17 protein-coding genes and 1 tRNA gene are annotated in these 19175 nt (G+C 31.7%); 4 read left to right on the top strand and 14 right to left on the bottom strand.

Annotation, left to right across the window (positions count from 1 at the left end; all coding sequences use genetic code 11):
- Positions 1 to 13: 13 nt before the first annotated feature.
- From G6CMJM_RS00315 to dnaJ, 8 genes are all read right to left on the bottom strand, one after another.
- Positions 14 to 1828, bottom strand: coding sequence for an ABC transporter substrate-binding protein (locus tag G6CMJM_RS00315; protein WP_129718497.1), 1815 nt, complete (start codon positions 1826 to 1828; stop codon positions 14 to 16).
- 9 nt (positions 1829 to 1837) lie between these two features.
- On the bottom strand, positions 1838 to 2062 hold the full coding sequence (gene secG, locus G6CMJM_RS00320; protein WP_129718498.1) for a preprotein translocase subunit SecG: 225 nt from the start codon (positions 2060 to 2062) through the stop codon (positions 1838 to 1840).
- The gene (locus tag G6CMJM_RS00325) at positions 2052 to 2435 is read right to left on the bottom strand and encodes a phage holin family protein (RefSeq protein ID WP_129718499.1); all 384 of its coding nucleotides are present in this window, start codon (positions 2433 to 2435) and stop codon (positions 2052 to 2054) included. Before G6CMJM_RS00325 ends, secG begins: the two co-directional genes overlap by 11 nt.
- Before the next feature lie 66 nt (positions 2436 to 2501).
- Positions 2502 to 2578 (bottom strand) — tRNA-Lys (locus G6CMJM_RS00330).
- Between the two features lie 548 nt (positions 2579 to 3126).
- A complete protein-coding gene (locus G6CMJM_RS00335) occupies positions 3127 to 4044 on the bottom strand; it encodes a RimK family alpha-L-glutamate ligase (RefSeq protein WP_129718500.1) in 918 nt (305 codons plus the stop codon).
- A 2-nt stretch (positions 4045 to 4046) separates the two neighbouring features.
- Entirely contained in the window at positions 4047 to 4487 is a 441-nt protein-coding gene (locus G6CMJM_RS00340) for a putative ATP-dependent zinc protease (RefSeq protein WP_129718501.1), read from the bottom strand.
- Positions 4488 to 4540: 53 nt separating this feature from the next.
- Positions 4541 to 5908 carry a tyrosine/phenylalanine carboxypeptidase domain-containing protein gene (locus G6CMJM_RS00345; RefSeq protein WP_129718502.1) on the bottom strand — a complete coding sequence of 456 codons (1368 nt, stop codon included), beginning with the start codon at positions 5906 to 5908 and terminating at the stop codon, positions 4541 to 4543.
- Positions 5909 to 5917: 9 nt separating this feature from the next.
- Positions 5918 to 7012 (bottom strand): molecular chaperone DnaJ, encoded by a 1095-nt coding sequence (gene dnaJ, locus G6CMJM_RS00350; protein ID WP_129718503.1) that lies wholly within the window; start codon positions 7010 to 7012, stop codon positions 5918 to 5920.
- Positions 7013 to 7088: 76 nt separating this feature from the next.
- Between dnaJ and G6CMJM_RS00355 the strand changes: the two genes are divergently transcribed.
- Positions 7089 to 7496: a hypothetical protein gene (locus G6CMJM_RS00355; RefSeq protein ID WP_165302635.1), complete on the top strand. Its 408-nt coding sequence runs from the start codon at positions 7089 to 7091 to the stop codon at positions 7494 to 7496.
- Positions 7497 to 7599: 103 nt separating this feature from the next.
- On the opposite strand, the gene dnaK is transcribed toward G6CMJM_RS00355, so the two are convergent.
- The 6 genes from dnaK to G6CMJM_RS00385 form a co-directional block, all read right to left on the bottom strand.
- A complete protein-coding gene (gene dnaK / locus G6CMJM_RS00360; protein ID WP_129718505.1) occupies positions 7600 to 9492 on the bottom strand; it encodes a molecular chaperone DnaK in 1893 nt (630 codons plus the stop codon).
- 180 nt (positions 9493 to 9672) lie between these two features.
- A complete protein-coding gene (locus G6CMJM_RS00365) occupies positions 9673 to 12042 on the bottom strand; it encodes a phosphoketolase family protein (RefSeq protein ID WP_129718506.1) in 2370 nt (789 codons plus the stop codon).
- 102 nt (positions 12043 to 12144) lie between these two features.
- Positions 12145 to 12495, bottom strand: coding sequence for a hypothetical protein (locus G6CMJM_RS00370; RefSeq protein ID WP_129718507.1), 351 nt, complete (start codon positions 12493 to 12495; stop codon positions 12145 to 12147).
- 149 nt (positions 12496 to 12644) lie between these two features.
- Positions 12645 to 13112 (bottom strand): nucleotide exchange factor GrpE, encoded by a 468-nt coding sequence (locus G6CMJM_RS00375; protein ID WP_129718508.1) that lies wholly within the window; start codon positions 13110 to 13112, stop codon positions 12645 to 12647.
- A 75-nt stretch (positions 13113 to 13187) separates the two neighbouring features.
- Entirely contained in the window at positions 13188 to 13946 is a 759-nt protein-coding gene (locus tag G6CMJM_RS00380; RefSeq protein ID WP_129718509.1) for a transcriptional regulator, read from the bottom strand.
- 47 nt (positions 13947 to 13993) lie between these two features.
- Positions 13994 to 15136 carry a M20 family metallopeptidase gene (locus G6CMJM_RS00385; protein WP_129718510.1) on the bottom strand — a complete coding sequence of 381 codons (1143 nt, stop codon included), beginning with the start codon at positions 15134 to 15136 and terminating at the stop codon, positions 13994 to 13996.
- 48 nt (positions 15137 to 15184) lie between these two features.
- Here G6CMJM_RS00385 and G6CMJM_RS00390 point away from each other — a divergent pair, with 48 nt between their 5' ends.
- From G6CMJM_RS00390 to G6CMJM_RS00400, 3 genes are read left to right on the top strand one after another with little or no spacing between them, the layout of a single operon-like run.
- On the top strand, positions 15185 to 17479 hold the full coding sequence (locus G6CMJM_RS00390) for an HAD-IC family P-type ATPase (RefSeq protein ID WP_129718511.1): 2295 nt from the start codon (positions 15185 to 15187) through the stop codon (positions 17477 to 17479).
- A 30-nt stretch (positions 17480 to 17509) separates the two neighbouring features.
- Positions 17510 to 18181 (top strand): response regulator transcription factor, encoded by a 672-nt coding sequence (locus tag G6CMJM_RS00395; protein WP_129718512.1) that lies wholly within the window; start codon positions 17510 to 17512, stop codon positions 18179 to 18181.
- On the top strand, positions 18174 to 19175 hold the full coding sequence (locus G6CMJM_RS00400) for a sensor histidine kinase (RefSeq protein WP_241569286.1): 1002 nt from the start codon (positions 18174 to 18176) through the stop codon (positions 19173 to 19175). The genes G6CMJM_RS00395 and G6CMJM_RS00400 overlap by 8 nt, the downstream gene beginning before the upstream one ends.

Raw genomic sequence — 19175 nt, forward strand, 5'->3', positions numbered from 1 at the left:
TATAGTAGCAAAATTAAGGTGTTTTGTAAAGTTTACCCTTATCAACAGCCCAGTTACTTATATCTTCATATCTATTAATTTCACTATTAAATTTATTTCTATTGTCATAGGCTCTAACACTTTTACGGTAAACAAAAGTAGTTCTTGTTCTGGCTATTCCTATAGCTGGTACATCCCTAAGCCATCGGCGAGTAAATGCTGTTAAATACTTCTTTTTATCTTCTATATTATTAGCTTTTCTAGCATTCACTAACATATCACTGGCTACTGGATCGTTATATCCCGATAAATTTAAGCCCTCTGCGTTAGCTTGACTATAATGCCAAAAAGCATAAATATCTGGATCAGCACCAAATTCTAATTCATAAAGTAAAATACTATAACTTCTAGGTTTAATAATTGTCTTAACAAAATTTGCAGTTTTATCATTTTCTTCACCCACTATTAATTGCACATCAAAACCTAATTCTTTCAGTTGCTTTTCAATATTTTTAGATGCTTTTTCTAAATTGCTATTTTTTATAGTAGCTAGCTGGATTTGTAGCTTTTTACCATCTTTATATCTTATTTTATCGTTATTAGATAACTTCCAGCCATCATCGTCTAATAGTTTAGCTGCCAGTGTCTTATCAAATTTAGCAGGACTTATATCTTTCTGATTGATAAATTGTTCCAATATTGGGTAATCTAAACCATCCACAGCGTTCATATTAGATCTAACGGCGTTCATATCTATTCCGTGTTGCACTGCTTTACGTACCTTAATACTCTTCATAATTGAATCATTAGTATTTATAAAAGCATAGAAACCTCTATTTACACTGGTCTGATTCTCTTTTAACGTATTTTTCTCGCTATCGGTAAAATCACTTAATGATATGTCGTTAGAAGATATGACTGCCCCTGAGAGTAAAACTTTTTTAATATTTTCTTTATCTTTATACGTAAATATTTCATATCTAGACAATTTAGCTACATTACGGTAATAATTTTCATTTCTTACTAAACTAAGTATAGAATTTCCTTCGCTAGTATGTTGAAGTGATTTAAATTTAAATATACCCGAAGTTACCATATTTTTACTTATATCTAATTCTCTAAGCTCGTTATTCTTAACTTTGGATAATATGCGACTTGGCATTATTGGGAAATTAAGGCTATATAAAACAGAGTTAGATTCAACAGGCATAATCATCTCAAAACGATAATCATCTTTTTTAGTAATTTTTACATCTTTCCAGTTTTTATAGCCATAAGTATTTATAGAAGGATCTTTCATGAGGTTAACTGTATAAATAACATCATTAGCATCTAAACTGTCGTTATTGCTCCATTTTACATCTTTACGTAATGTAATATCTAAATTTCTATAATTATCTGTAGCTTTTAAATTATCCACTAAGTCTGCTTTAATTAACCCACTAGTATCAAAATCATATAATCTAGAAAACGCTAATTTAGAAAAAGCTTTTTCAGCAGAACTATCAGCAAATAAAGGGTTTAAATTATCTATATTTCCTATAAATGCTTCTGAAAATGTACCACCATTAATAAAAGAATTCTCTGAGAAAGATTTTTCAGATAATTCTCTAGTAATTCCGACACCGATAATTATAATTAAAATTATAGCTAACCACCCTAAAATAATTCTTTTAGTTAACCTTAAACTATAGGCCCTACGAATTACATTATCTCGAACATGGCGAAGGGCAATATTACCAACAAAGTATCTATATTCTTTGCTTAGTATTTTTTTACTTCTAATACCAGTACTTACAGTTGAAGGTTTTTTTGAAGCTACACTACGGTTATGTTTTTTTATATCCATAAAATATTACTAGGCAACAACTAGCATGAGTATAATTGAAGCTACAAATATGATTGCAAAGAATATTGTAGCATTAAATACACTCTTCTCTACTCCTCTTCTAGTAGTAAAAAGTTCTCCCGAAGCACCAAATCCAGCACCAAGGCTAGCGCCACGTTGCTGAAGCAGTACTAATATCATCATTAAAATACCTGATATAACTGTAGATATTTGCAATATTAAACTAAAATTCATTATTCAACTCCTCTTCTATTTTTATTAGTCCTATTCTACTAGTAATAATATAATTAACTATACTCATAACTATACCAACTGTAACTGCGTCAACAAATCTAATTGATACATTAGGGGCTATGCATAGTGAAATCCATACAATTATACCATTAATCACAAGAGTAAATAGCCCTAAAGTTAGTATTATCATAGGTAGTGATAATATAGTTATGATCGGCTTAACCATACTATTCATAATGGTAAATATTAGGCCAGCAAATATAAATGTTGAAATTGTATATTTGCTAGCTAAATTAAATAAATATATAAAAAATCCTAGTATAATACTATTTACTAACCAACGAAATACAAAAAAATAAAATTGCTTTTTCATTCTATATTTATTTTAACATATCTAAAAAATAAAAAAAACACCCTGTTAAAGGGTTATTTATCACAATGGAGGGTCTGATGGGGCTTGAACCCATGACACCCTGCTTAAAAGGCAGGTGCTCTAACCAGCTGAGCTACAGACCCACGCGTGATAAAAATAATTATATTAAATATAATTATAAAAGTCAAGCCTTTTTATCATTTTTACTATTACTATTAAATAAAATACTAATTAATGAAAAGCTTACTATTGATGTAACTATCCACTTGTTATATAGGCTTAAAAATCCCACCACTTTAGTTGAATAATTATCTAATGGTAATATTATGGAAATTTTAGGTATTATTACTACAAATATCAATATCCCACTACACAACACTAAAATAATATTCATAATAATATTATTTTGTTTTGGACTTTTTATTAAAGCGATAACTCCTAATACTATTAAAAGATTATAGATATAATAAAGCTAATTTTTTCTTTATTTAATATACTACCTAATAAGCTTATAACAAATTCTGTAATATCATTATTCCAATATTGGTCTATAGCCATACTTGATAAAACTGCCAAATTTAAAAAAGCAGTATTTTTCCTAAAAATAAATAATAAACAAAATATTATTAATATTAAAACAATGGCAACCATAATTTAAATTATACCCAATTATAGTTACCATTGCTATATTCTAAACACCAATTTTATCTTTTTTATTGCCTCGTTTTGCATTTCTCTCAATATAATCAATAATTTTTGAAGCAATATCACGATAAGTTATCTTCTCAATACCAAAACCAGGGCTAGCATTAACCTCTAATACTAGTGGACCCCTATTGGAACGCATCAAGTCTACCCCTGCTACTAAAAGACCCATAGCTTTAGCTGATTTTACTGCCATTCTTTTTTCTTCTGTAGTTAATTTAATTGGCTCCCCTAATCCACCCTTATGCAAATTAGAGCGAAAATCATCATCTAAACTTTGTCTTTTCATACTAGCTACAACTTGCGAACCAACTACAAAAGCTCTTATATCAGTTCCTGCTGATTCTTTAATAAACTCTTGAAGTAAGACGTTTGTACCATCTGAGTTAGTTAAATAAAATGCTTGGAGCACAGATTTAGCAGCTTTTTTTGTTTCTGCTAGTACTACTCCGTTACCATGAGTGCCTCTAGCAAGTTTAATTATCGCAGGAGTTCCCCCTATCTCTTCCAATAAGTTATCAATATCAGTAGAATTACGGCTAAAAACTGTTTTCGGAATAGTAACTCCAGCCTTTGCTAATAATTGAGTTGAACGGAGCTTGTCCCTCGCTCTAGTAATTGCAATTGACTTATTCATGAAAAAAGCACGAGGGTTTGAAGTTTCTAGTTGCCTTACTACAGAAGTACCGTATTTAGTCATATGACTGGCAATTCTAGGTATGAATACATCGTAGCCTTTTACTTCATTCCCTTTATACATAACTTTGGGGTTTTTATCGTCTATAGAAACATAACAATTTTTATATTTAATAATATCAACTTGATGACCTCTACTCTCTGCGACCTCTTTTAGCCTTTTAGTTGAATAATTTGCAGAGCCATTACTTAATATTGCTATTTTCATAATTATTTATCTCCCATTTCTCTCCATTCATTATCGATATTTCTACTTTCTCTACAATCAACCATAATATTATTTCTTATTAGAAACGCCCTACCAATCAAAACGTCATATTTCATATTAGATCGATCATCAAGCCCTAGCCGTTCTATATATATATGATCGCGAATTTTTATTTTCATATTAACTAAATATCTTTTTTTAGACCCACCATGAGTATTTCGAACCTTACGCACTAAAAAATCAGTAGTAGCTATATCTTGGTCACTTCCATATAAATTAAAGTATAAAGTACCATTACGCTCTACTATATTTTGAGCATGAATAACTCCTGAAAATGCCCCTGTATCAATTTTAGCATCATAAAAACAACTCTTCTCTAGGTCTAAATTTTCAAGTCCTAAAGTTTCTACTTTTTCAAATGCTGATATTACAATATTATTCATATAACCTTTTTTATTTAGATAATTAAAACATATATATCTATTTTTGTCAATAATTATCTCTTCCCAACTTTTAATTCATATATCTGCCTTTGTTGGCTATCGTCTAGCAAATTATTCTTACCACCCAAGAAAAAATTATCAAACATCTCTTCTGAGCCTATATTTTCTTCAATGTACTGCCATATTTTTTGACCACCATTAAAATAGCTCAAGTCTTTAAACCAAGGTAACTCATCAGTACCTCTAAATATTCTCTGAGTGGCTTTATAAGCTTCTTTTCTTTTATTTTCTATATCCCCACGAGATAAATCACCTTTATTTGAAGTTAACAATTTAAGTCGCCAGTTAATTTCGAATACCTCTCTAAAATTTTTACTATCAAAAAAGGCTAATCCAGCAGTAATATAGTGGCCAATCCCAGCCTCTACATATTCCCCCTTTACGGCCATTTCCATAGCTCTAGCGATCCCCTCTTCGGTTTCTAAATAACCATCAAGCCCATTTTTTAAAGTTGGTATTTTATATTGGTTACCAGTTTGGCCCCTCATATAATGAGTTCCTAGCTCATGAACAACAAGCCCTTCAACTTCATTACGTGTCATAGATTTTCTATTTTTAGGAATGGATATTTTTTTAGTTCCAGAATTAACGGATATAGCTCCAGAATCCTTCCATTCGATATCGAATTTTTCCATTCCACTATTATGAAAATCACCTACTATATTCTCAAATATAGAGCAGAGCTCTTCAGGGGTAAATTTATCGCCATTAATAGGTTCTTTAGGGATATATTCTAATTGTTTAGCATAGAATATTCTAGAAAATTCCTCCATTTTTTTGAAAGTTTCTTCAGATGGCTTAAACCTCTCTTTCTTTTCTGTATTAATATATTTTCTACCTAATAAATCAATTAAATCATTATATATTTTTTCGCTAGTATTATTTAAATTATCAACGTCTATTTTTGCTAATTCATCACTAACTAGAGATTCAAAAGTATCTTTTTCTGGAGCTCCATATAGCTCAATATTGTCTCTCATAAAATTATCTTTGGCTATTCTGATATCTTTAGAACTTTGGCTATTTTTAATGGTGTTAGCACAGTCGATCATTCGTGCAGATTTAAATTTCCTCTCTAAGCTAGTTTCTAACATTTCTCGTTCAATATTACCTAAGTTCTCCTGGTTATCTAAATATTCAACCGATTTAGATATATTGTCATATAGATCATTTATAGAGGTAGGGGTTATATTACCATAAATATTGTTAGGTTTCCGTAAAGTAGCATCATTTAAAAACTCTTCTTGAGCCTTCCTAGCATTGGTTGCAGTAAATTTTTCTACCATATTTGGTTCGGTTTTTTGATAAATTTCACCAAAATTAATTTCTTCATGGCTAAGATGTTTTTCTTTCTCTATCATGATTTTCCCCTACCCAAAAAATCCTGTCTTATGGTTAGCCTTAAAATCTTTCAATAATTCTTTTTGTTTTTTTGATAATTTTGTTGGCGTATCTACGATAATAGTTATTATGTGGGCACCACGTTTATCTGTTTTCATATATGGTACACCATGTCCAGAAAGTTTAAAATCAGTATGACTCTGTGTTCCTGCCGGTATTTTCATTGTAAGCTTTCCATCAATAGTTTGAACTTCTATTTCTCCACCTAAAGCGGCATCAACCATAGAAATATGTTCTTCGCTAAGAATAAGGTTTCCCTCTCTTGTAAATTTTTTATCTGGCTTAACTGATATATTTACATATAAATCACCTTTTTCACCATTTTTTATAGCTTCACCACGACCAGAAAGCCTAATAGTAGCGCCATCATCTATGCCAGCAGGTATTTTTAATTTTATAGATTGTTTATCTTTAGTAATTCCACTGCCCTTACATTCTTGACATTCTTTTTCTGGAATTTCCCCTTTACCATCACATGTATGACATACTGTAGACTGTTGAATAGGTCCAAATAAGGTTTGAGTAACTCTAACCTGCTGTCCACTACCTTTACATTCAGGGCATGTTTTAGTGCCAAAATTAGGGTCTCCGCCACTGCCATGACAAACATGACATTCATCATCAATATTTAAAGATATCTCAGTTTCAGTACCAAAAATAGCTTCTTTAAACCCTATTTCTAAATTAACTTCTATATCTCTACCTCTATTGGGCGTATTTTTACGAGAATTCGAAAATCCTCCACCAAAAATACCATCAAAGATGTCGCCGAAACCCCCACCGAAATCAAAGTTGATATTTTGAGCATTAAATCCTCCAAATCCTTCAAAAGGATTTCCGCCACCATTTCCACCAACACCAGCATGCCCAAACTGATCATACCTTTGTCTTTTTTCTTTATCTTTTAAGACTTCATATGCTTCATTAACCTCTTTAAAAGCTTTTTCATCACCTCCTTTGTCGGGGTGTAATTCTACAGCCTTTCTTCTAAAAGCTTTTTTAATTTCATCAGCACTTGCATCTTTTTTAACACCTAAAATATCGTAATAATCAGCCTTACTCATATATAATATGATATCATTTTAGCACTTTAATATCAAGAGTGCTAAGTAATCTATCTATTGACATATTAGTATTTTTATGTTATTATTTTGGAAGTGTCTAGATTTTGTCATTGCTAGGCATAAGATATTACACGAAAGAGGTGAAAATATAATGACAGTACTTTCACAAAAAGAAATTTTTACAATTAATCATAAAGGGGGTTCTTTACCAGAACTTATAGTTAATCAGAAAGGAGTAGCTAATGCTCTTAAAGATTTAAAGAATCTTCTTTCATTAGAACATATCAGAATATCAGATCTTGATCCAGATAAGCTAGCTAAAGTTCAAGATTTTAGAAATAAATATGTCCCTAACAGAGATGAGCTACTAGGCAACTTCAAAGATACTATAGTCTATGCTGAACTTCGCATGATTGAAAGACTATTTGAAAATGCTCAGTATAAAGAAGTTGAGAAGTGTCTAATAGCTCTTCAAGAAATGTAAAAATTTTATCTTCATCCCTCACGAAAAGTGAGGGATATTCTTTTATTAAAAATACCCTACTCTTTAATAGAATAGGGTATTTTTGTTATTTTACTGTTGATGGTTATTTATCTACCACTTCGCCTTCTACAGGTTCGTCATCAGCTTTTTTGCGCGTTGTTTTAGTTGTTCCTTTACCTTCACTACTATCAGATTGTTGAGCTTGGTATAGTTTAGCCCCAATAGGCATAATAGCATCTTGTAAGTCTTTGGCTGCTTTTTCTAATTCATCTTTGTCTGTTGAATTTTGATGTTTTTTAGCTTCATTTACAGCATCTTCTATAGCTTTTTTATCTTCTTCTGAAATCTTGTCCTTAAATTCATTTGGCATTTTTTCAGCTTGGTAAATAGCATTCTCTAAAGCATTTTTAGCATCAATTGCTTCTCGTTTCTTCTTGTCTTCATCTGCATGCATTTCAGCTTCTTTTTGAGCTTTTTCAATATCTTCTTTGCTCATATTTCCTGAATTTTGAATCGTAATATTATTCTCCTTGCCAGTACCTTTATCTTTAGCAGTAACTGTCAAAATTCCATTAGCATCAATATTGAAGGTTACTTCAATTTGTGGAACTCCTCTAGGGGCTGGGGCAATTCCAGAAAGAACAAACATTCCAAGAGATTTATTATCAGTAGCCATTTCACGTTCACCTTGGAGAACATGGATTTCTACTTGTGGCTGATTATCAGCATATGTTGAAAATACTTGTGATTTTGAAGTAGGAACAGTAGTGTTGCGATCTATCATAGGAGTTCTAACTCCACCAGCAGTTTCAATTCCTAGAGTCAAAGGTGTTACATCTAGCAACAACACATCTTTAACATCTCCAGCAAGAACACCTCCTTGTATAGCCGCACCAACAGCAACAACTTCATCAGGATTTACTCCTTGAGTAGGTTTTTTATTAAATATTTTTTCGACCTTCTCTACAACAGCAGGCATACGCGTCATACCACCCACCATCACAATTTCTGAAATTTCATTAGCACTTAAGTTAGCATCTTTTAAGGCTTTTTCTACAGGAGTAGCTAAACGATCTATTAAATCAACAACTAGTTCTTCTAATTTAGCTCTAGTTAGAGTATATTCAAAGTGCTTTGGGCCATCTTCATCTGCTGTAATAAATGGCAGGTTAACTTCATAGCTAGTAGTTGAAGATAGCTCTTTCTTAGCTTTTTCTGCTTCATCCTTCAAGCGTTGCATTGCAGCAGAATCATTTTTGAGGTCAATACCTTCTTCTTTTTTAAACTCATCCAAGAAATGGTTCACTATACGGTTATCGAAATCTTCACCACCAAGGTGTGTATCTCCATTAGTTGATAGCACTTCAAATACACCATCAGCAATATCTAGCACAGAAACGTCAAAAGTACCACCACCAAGGTCAAACACTACAATTTTCTCATCCTTTTTACCTTCAAGGCCATAGGCTAACGCAGCAGCAGTTGGCTCATTAATAATTCGCTTAACTTCCAGCCCTGCTATTTTTCCTGCGTCTTTAGTAGCTTGACGCTGAGAATCATCAAAGTAAGCCGGAACAGTAATAACTGCTTCTGTAACTTTCTCTCCTAAGAAAGCTTCTGCATCAGCTTTAATTTTAGAAAGAATCATTGCTGATACTTCTTCAGGAGTATATTCTTTATCTCCCATTTTTACGGCTACACCACTACCTTTTTTAACAATTTCGTAAGGCATAATATCAAGATCTTTCTGAATCTCGTTATCACTAAACTTACGTCCAATTAAACGTTTTACGCCATAAATTGTATTTTTAGGGTTAGTAACACGCTGCCTTTGAGCTACTTGACCTACAAGCCTATCACCTTTTTTATTGATAGCTACAACGCTTGGAGTAGTTCGGTTTCCTTCTGCATTAGTAATTACTTCAGGTTTACCAGCAACCATGTAAGCAAATGCACTATTGGTTGTACCTAAGTCAATTCCTATTATTTTACCCATTTTTTCCTTTCTTTTATTGTATTAATCTATTTTAAACAAATATCAGTAGCACTACCTCGCAATTATTCATTAGTGCTATGTATAAATTATATATTTTTAGCACTCAAGTGTCAAGACTGCTAATGATGTTTTATTTACAATAAATTATTTACATATCTAAAAAAATATAGCAGACTACTGCTATATTTCACTAAAAATGATGTTATCATTGATATTCTCAGGATCTACGCCATGTTCTCTAGCGTACTTAATTGTTTCTTCTGTTCTAGTTCTGTATTTTTCAATCAACTTATCACTATTAGAATTTTTAATTTTACATAACACCCTTTCGGCAATATCAAATCTACTTACTCCATTTCTAGCTAACATATCGAAAGGTGTAGTGGTGGAGCCCTTTTCTTGATAACCTAAAACATCAAACCTTGCAGGATTCCAATAATCAAATAATACTGATTTTATGGTTTTAGGATATCCATGAAATACATATACTGCTGGTATATTATCTCCAAAAATCTTTTTAAATTCCTCTATAGTAATAGTTTTTTCTATACTACCTATTCCATTACTATTTAAAATAGGAATATTAACAATTCTAATTTTTAAATTAGGTAAATCATTCTGTAATATCTGAGAACTAGCTATCACTTCACGGTACATATAATCTCCACTCGCTACCAATATCACATCTGGCTCTTCATTATGATTATCATGTAGCCAGTCTAAATATGTTTTTCGCCATAGATCATAAACAGTTATTCCTCCATTTGCTAGGCTATTGACAATTTGGTCACAGCTAAAGAATCTTGGCTCTGGAGTTTTACCGGCAACTAACACATTAATATTATTTTTTGTTTTTAGCATATAATCTATACACACTAAAGCAGATATATCGTCGCTAGGCAAAAAAACTTGTCCAATACTATTACCTCTACGTAATACGTCATCAATAAATCCTGGGTTTTGGTGAGAAAAGCCATTATGATCTTGTCTCCATCCTGTTGAGGTTAATATATAGTTAAGGCTAGCAAGATCACCCCTCCAAGAAACTTCTTTGCTTTGTGCTAAAAATTTAGCATATTGGTTCATCATACTTCCAATAATAGGCGCAAAAGCTTCGTAGGATGTTAATACCCCATGTCTCCCTGTTAATAGATAACCCTGCAACATACCTTGCAAACAATGTTCGCTCAGTATCTCCGAAACTCTTCCATTCTTCTCTAAATCTTTCTCCCATGAATTTATTTTACGTTGCCACATTCTAGCTTCTTTAGAAAATATAGCATCTAATTTATTTGAATACGTTTCATCTGGACTAAAAAAGCGAAAATCATCTTTATTTTCTTCAAATACTTTAGCAAGATAATTGCCTATTGAATTCATAGCTAAAGATTCTTCCTTCTTTTCAATAAGTTCTTCTAAATTATGCTTTGGTAATTTTAGCGGCTTATAATTATTACCTGCATAGATATCTTTATTAATACCTATTTTACCTTTATTGTTAGGCAAAAATTCCAATAACCAATTACCAAATAAATTACTTCTAGAACTAAATAGCTCATTAAATTTATAGGATTTCAACCAATCTTCCAATTGTCTAAGTTCGTATTCATCTTGACCAGCTTTAGGTAAAGGTACTTGATGAGCTAAATAGTTACCTTCTATTTTTTCACCGTGATTATTTTTAACTCCTGAGCTCCCTTTTTTAGAGCGTACAATAATCATAGGCAGCCGTACAAAATCTTCTTCACTATTTTTAAATTTTATTCTAGAAATATCCCTATAAGATTCTTCAAAAACTCTTTCCATATCTAAATCAAAATCTTCAGAGGTATATTCATCTACAATCTTAGGGTTCCAGCCTGCGCCATGAAAAAACTGTATTAGCTCAAAATCACTCATCGAACCAAAAATAGTAGGACCAGATATTTTATATTTATTTAAGTGAAGAATTGGTAACACTACACCATTTTTTATTGGAGAAACTAGTTTATTTAATTGCCACGCAGAAGCTAACGCACCAGTTTCTGCTTCTCCGTCGCCAATAACTGTAGCCATTATCAAATTAGGCTTATCAAGAACAGCACCAAAAGCAGTAGCTAGTGAATATCCCAATTCTCCACCCTCTAAAATTACACTTGGTGTAAATGGACTTGCGTGAGACGGAAAGCCATTTGGCCAAGAAAAATTTTTACAAATATATGCAATGCCTTGTTTATTCAAACTAGCCTTATTGTCATATTTATTTAAAGTAGATTCCATAAATAAATTAGCTTGTAGCGCAGGAAAAGCATGCCCAGGCCCAAGCATAAAAGCAGTACTTAAATTACTGTTAGCATAAACTAGTTTAGACTGAGATAATAATAAATGAGCATATATATGATTCACCCCAGGGCAGCTGCCCCAATGGCCTAATAGCCTTGGTTTAATATCCTTAAATTCTAAAGGCCTCTCTAAAAGAAAATTGTCCTGTAAAAAAATTTGCGCAACAGATAAATAATTTGTTGCTCTAATAAACTTTTTTAAATTATTAAGATTATTCCCACCGTTCATTTTTATATTATAGCATAATTAAGCATAATTTCATTCTAAAATAAGGTGTTATTTTTATTCTCTATAAAATAAGGCCCATATGTGTGGGTCAGGGTAAGGTGATTATTCCTCAATTGATCTTGAAAGAAGTTGAGATAATTGACTAGGGCTTAAACCTAATATTAAAGCAACTCCTCTAATAAAACTGTAATCACTAAACGAATATTGCTCAGGATCTTCAGACTCTAGTACTTGACCAACAAATGAAGCAAATAATCTTACTTCTTTAATACAGCTAAAATTCTTATTCTCAAGTGCTATCACATATTCAATAGGTACATTGAATAAATGAGCTATATCACGAGCATCTCCATCAAGAGCAAGCATTCTCCGAATTAAAGATTCACGAGAGAATGGATTAGCTGATGTGGCTTGCCATATTAGAGCTTCATCGAGGAACATATCTGGATACATTAGTATCTCCTTATCTATCTAGCCCCTCCGCTTACTCGGCGGGCTAGAGTACTAAACCAACCTAATAAGAGGTATTGCTATAAATTAAATGTGCTATAATAAATATATTACAATAAAAATATAGTTTTGTCAATATGTCACCTAAATACTTATTTTTTAGCAACTTTAACCATTGAATGTCTTAATACATTTCCGTGTAATTTATATCCTGTCCTAAGCTCTTCTGCTATGATTTCGGTTTCCCCATCCCCATCTTCAAATTGAATAGCTTCATGAACTTCAGGGTTAAAAACTTCTCCAGCTTTAGAATTAATTTTTTCAATACCATTTTTAGCCAAATTTTTCTCTAGCTTACCATACATTTTAACTACACTTTGTGCCCAAGCATTATCTACTAATTCTTCTGGTAAATGTGCTATAGCCCGCTCAATATCATCAATTATTGGCAAAATATTATTTACAGCTTTACGCTCACCTAAATTTTTAGCATCCATAACCCTATTTTCTACATTTTTTCGGTAATTTTCAAAATCTGCCCTAGTTCGCTGTAAGTCGTTAGTTAGTTCGTTTATTTTATTTACTAGATCAATATTTTCTTTTTTTTGTTCTTTCTTCATTCTCTCATACTCCTACATAATTATAAGTTAATACTTTACTATATATTGTCATTATAACATTATTGTTTTTATATTTTATTCTCCAAGTATGTCTTCCAAAAACTCACCAGTATGTTTAACAAGCCTTACAACTTTACTATAATTTTGTCTTGTTGGGCCGAGAACCCCAATATAAGTATTCTCGCTTAATGGTGAACTAAACTTACTAATAATTAAACTTACACCACTTGTTTTACCAATTGGGTTTTCACTACCTATATATACATTAATTGGTTCATTTGGCGAAGCTTCTTTTAACCAAGGTTCTAAATTATCAAGAAGCCTTGCTACGCTTTGTACGGCTTCACCACTTTCAAATTCTGGCTGTGAGAATAAATTATAAATACCATTAATATAAAGTTGATCACCAATTGTAGCTAGGCCTAAATTTCCTGTTAGTTCCACTAGAGAATCTACCGCCGACCTTATAGATTGATCAGCTCTATTATTCTGAGCCGTAATTCTAGAACATAAAGCTGAAGTAGCCCTTGTTAAATTATCTTTATTATTGTCTGCATTTAACAATAAATTACCCTGCTCTAATAAACTATCATTATTTTCATTTAATCTATTCACATAAAAACGGTAGCCTTTATCTGTAGGTATTCTTCCAGCTGATGTGTGAGGGTGTGTAATATAACCCATATCTTCTAGCTTTGCCATTTCTGATCTTATAGTTGCACTAGATACTCCAAATAGTTTAGCTAAGGTAACGCTACCAACTGGGCTAGCAACCTCTGCATATTGTTCAATAATAGCTACCAATATTTGAATTTGACGAGAAGATAATTGCATGTTCTTATTATAATACAAATTAGCACTTAATACAATAGAGTGCTAATTTATTTTTCATTATTCACTAAAAAATCATGTATTACATTATAAAATTTTTCTAGTTTATTCTTATATATAAACTCGTTTTGATGGTGCGCCTCACTAAACTCCCCCGGGCCATACACTACTACTTCTGTGTTATTTAAGCCTTTAACAAATTCTCCTTGATCAGTAGCTCCTGCGCTAATTCCAACATTATCAATATTTAAATTACTGCTTTTAAGCAGTTTTTTAACTAAATTAGAATTTTCACTTACTAAAGTTGATCCAACAGGAGTACTATGATATTTCCAACTAAAATTAAAATCTGTGGCTAGTTCATTCATAAAGCTATCTAACTGTTTATCTAGTTCTGGGGTAGTACGAATATCTATTACCATTTTACATATATCAGCAGTCTTATTTGGCGACTGACTATCTCCAGCAATAACAGAGGTAGGCACAAAACTAGGCATACCCAAAATATCGTTCCTATATTTAATTAATAAATCATGCAATACCCCCTTATCTTCAATATCTTTTACTGAAGCTAGTAAGTTATTCATACTATTAAGTGCCGATATATGATAATTGCCTTGCTGCGAGGCATGACCACTTTTACCTAGAAAAGTTATTTCTACAAAACAATTTCCTCTATGCCCTATTTCAATTGTATCTAAATTAGTAGGCTCCGGTATAATACCCTCAATTTTATTATATTTAAAACCTTTTTCTTTAAACCAAGCTACAAAATTTCTGCTCCCTCTGCCGTCAATCTCTTCATTAGCTACGGCAACAAGCCATAGATCGTCTTCGATGTTACCATTATCAAACGCTTCAATTCCTGCAATAAAAGCAGCAGATAAGCCAGCCTTCATGTCAGTAACACCCAGCCCTATTAATTTTTCATCATTTTCAATACAGCTCCAAGGAGAATTTTTCCAGTTACTTTCATCTCCTGCAGAAACAGTGTCGATATGACCTGTTAAAATAGTAGCATTCTCTGTTTTACCGTTAGTGAACAAAGCAGCACAAAAATCTTCATTTTGCCACACTTCTTTAGCTCCTTTGTTTTTCAAAAAGCCAGCTAAATACTCTAGTATTTCTTCTTCTTGACCAGAAACACTATTGATTTCAACCATTTTTTTTGTTAGTTCTATTACTTCTTTCATTAATAAGACCTCTAAAAGTATATTTTGTTAATATGCTATAATTATAACATGAAACAGATACGAAAAATACTTCTTCGCAACTTTATATCACCAATTTCTATAGCTATTTATTTGCTTGCTGGAGGGCTACTTTATCTTGGTGAATTTAAAGATGCTTGGTTTATTTCTTTCGTAATAACTATTAACTCAATAATCTCCAGCGTTCAAGAAATTCGTGCTTATTTAACACTTAAAAAAATTGAACTTATGAGTGCGCCAAGAGCTATAGTACTAAAAGGCGATAAGACAGAAGAAGTCATTTTTACTCAATTACAGAATGATGACATTATTATTCTAAAAACAGGCGACGAGATACCTGCAGATTGCGTAGTATTAGAGTCTAACAATCTAGAAGTTAACGAATCAATGCTTACTGGTGAAAGTATTGCTATAAAGAAAGACAGAGACGACAAAATACTTAGTAGTACCATTGTGGTATCTGGGGAGGCTAAAGCTAAAGTTATAGCTACAGGAGACCAAACTGAGGCCGGGCAAATGACTAAAAAACTTAAAGAATATAAGCCAACCCTTACCCCTATACAAAGAAATATTCAAAGGCTTATCTCTACTATGACCTATTTTGCAGGCTTTTTAGCATTATTGATTATTTATAGATATACTATATTAGGAGAAAATGAAACAACGATTCTAAAAACAATTACCTCTGCTGCAGTTGTGGTTGTTCCTGAAGGATTATTGCTAGCTAGCTCTCTATTTTTCGCTTACGGTTCTTTAAAACTATTACAAGCTAAGGTGTTACCTCAAAAAATATCTGCAATTGAAGATATGGCACTATTAGATGTTCTTGCCACCGACAAAACAGGAACCCTAACTTCTCCCGATATTATATTTGATAATATTAAAAATTTAAGCTCCGATCAAAAAGATAATGAAAAAATATTATTTGCTATCAACTCTCAAGGTAAAGAGCAAAACAGTACAGCAAAAGCCATACTTTCTTTCTTGAAAAAGAATAAAATAAAAAATGATATGCAAGTTGACGAATACCTTCCTTTTTCTAGCTCTAGAAAAATGTCTGCTATAAAAATAAAAAATAAAATATATAGTTTTGGCGCCCCAGAATTTGTATTAAAAACAATACCTTCAAATTTAAAAAAGGATATTGAAAAATTAGCTTCCCAAGGTTTAAGAGTTTTAATTCTTGCTAGTTGCAGTAATAAAAATAATCAAAAAATAGAAAAAACTATTAGTAATTCTACTTTTACTCCTCTAGCAATAGTAACTTTACGTAATAGTTTAAGACCTAATGTTAGAGAAACTGTTGAATTCTTACAAAAAAGAGGAGTTTCTTTAAGAGTAATATCTGGTGATAATCCACATACTGTTAGCTATATAGCAAATAGTGCTGGCATAAAAAATTCTGATAAATTTATTACAGGATCTGAGCTAGCTAAAATGGATAAAAATGAATTTAAAAAAACAGTATTAAACACTACTATTTTTGCAAGAGTTTTACCAGAGCAAAAAGAAAGAATTATATCAGTTTTTCAAAAAAATAAACTATATACAGGTATGGTTGGAGACGGCGTTAATGATGCTCTCGCTATTAAAAAGGCCGACTTAGGAATCTCCATGTTTGATTCAGCTCCAGCAACCAGAAGAGTTGCCGACCTAGTACTTATGGATAATAGCTTCACTTCTCTACCTAGTGGAGCAAAAATAGGTAACCGTATAATGCTATCTATTGAAATGATTGCTATATTATTCTTCCATAAGATTATTATGGGAATAACAATTCTATCAATTACGCTATTTCTTGGAGAAAACTACCCTTTCTTACCTAGAAATATAACTTACCTTAACTTTATCTTAGTAACCTTGCCTACCATATTAACTACTCTACTTCCACCACTACCTATTGAAAAAATTAACCCTAAAAAATTTTGGCAAGACACTTTATTTTCTATAGCTCCTATTGCCCTAATTAGTGGATTATCTATATCTTCAATATATTTATTACTCTTAAGAAACAATACACCTATTAGCCAAACTTTAGGAACAGTTGCTATAACTACTGCAGTATTAGGTATATGCACCTACTTAATTGCAGAAAAAATATTAAACTCCAAAATTACATTACAGAGCTATCAACGTAGAGGAATTTATGTTCTAATAACCATTATTTTTACCTTTATAGTTTTCGGTTTCGCTAAATTGAGAGCCTTTTTTGAATTTGGGTTGCCATCACCAGAAAAGATAGAGGTTGTATTAGGAATAATAGCTTTCACCATTTTATTACAAATACTATTAGCTAAATTTATTAAAAAGAAAAAACTAAGTTAATTTTAAGTAAAATTTGTTACTATTTAAATTATGCGAATATTAGTAGTAGATGACGAGAAAAAGATAGCTCTAGGCATAAAAAAAGCGTTAGAATCACAAAAATATGCAGTAGATGTATGCCATGATGGAATAGAAGCTTTAAATATGGCCGAAGCTATTGAATATGACCTGATTATTCTAGATCGTATGCTTCCAGGTATGGATGGAGTTTCCATAATTAAAAACCTCAGAAGTCAAAATATCTATACGCCTATATTGTTACTTACTGCCCTTGGCACTGTAAAAGACAAAACTGATGGGTTAGACGCTGGGGCTGACGATTATCTGCCTAAGCCATTTGCCCTTGATGAGCTATTAGCTAGAGTTAGGGCAATCTTAAGAAGGCCAAAAGTAAAAGCTGAAATAATACTAACTGTAGGTGACTTATCTTTAAACTTAAACACTCATTCAGTTAAAAGAAGTAATAAAGACATCATTCTTACTAATAAAGAGTTTTCTTTATTAGAATTTCTCATGCGTAATAAAAATCAACCTATTTCAAAAGAACAAATTATCACGCACGTATGGAATTGGGATTCTGATATTTTACCAAATAATATCGAGGTATATATTAGCTATTTAAGAGATAAAGTTGATAAGCCTTTTTCTAAAAAACTAATAAAAACAGTTCGTGGAGTTGGATACAAAATAAGTGATGATTAATAATATTAAAAAAATACTTAGGCTAGATACAAATATTTTTAAGTCTGCCCTATTTCAGCTTACACTAACATATCTAGCTATAATAATGGCAGTGGTATCGATATTTAATATTGTCATATATAATTCATTAAATATTCCTGAAATTAATGATAATAAAACAATAAACACCTATAGTCATGAAATTATAGAAATTAGTAGTAAAAAAACTAGAGATAATATATTACAAGCACTATTTATCTTAGATACTAGTATTTTAATAGCTGGTTTTTGGGGAAGCTGGACCCTTGCTAAAAAAACTCTTTTACCTATAGAAGAAGCCCATAGGCTTCAATCTGAATTTGTAAGTAATGCAAGCCATGAGATGCGAAACCCTCTTGCCTCTATGCAATTAGAAATAGAACTAGCCCTAGCAGATAAAAACACTAATAAGAATGAATTAAGAGATACCTTAAGGAGTAATCTAGAGGAAGTTAAGTCATTAACATCCCTTATAAATACACTTCTTAAGTTATCTAACATAAATAGCCATATAGAACTTGAAAAAATTAACCTTAATGAAACTATTACTAATCGTATAAGTAAATATAAACAAGATATCAAAATGTCATCTACTAAAAACTTTACTATTTACGGAAACAAAGATATATTGGAAGAATTATTGTCCATATTAATAGATAATGCATTAAAGTATCGCATCAGTAAAGAAAAAATTGAAGTTAAAACTTTTCGTTATAACCGTAAAGCAATACTAGAAGTATCTAACTACAGTAGCAAAATAGCTCCGTCTGAATTAGAAAAACTATTCGATAGATTTTATCGGTTAGATGATGTTAGAAGTTGCAATGGTAAATGCCAAGGATATGGGCTAGGGTTAGCTATTGCTAAAAAAATAAGTGAAGCATCCGGTTTTCAAATATCGGCTCAAAATATTAAAGAATCACCTAACAAATATAAAACAACCTTTACTATTAAAATGCCTTTTTATAAAGAATAA

Source organism: Candidatus Nanogingivalis gingivitcus, from assembly GCF_004151455.1.
Classification (GTDB): Bacteria; Patescibacteriota; Saccharimonadia; order Saccharimonadales; family Saccharimonadaceae; genus Nanogingivalis; species Nanogingivalis gingivitcus.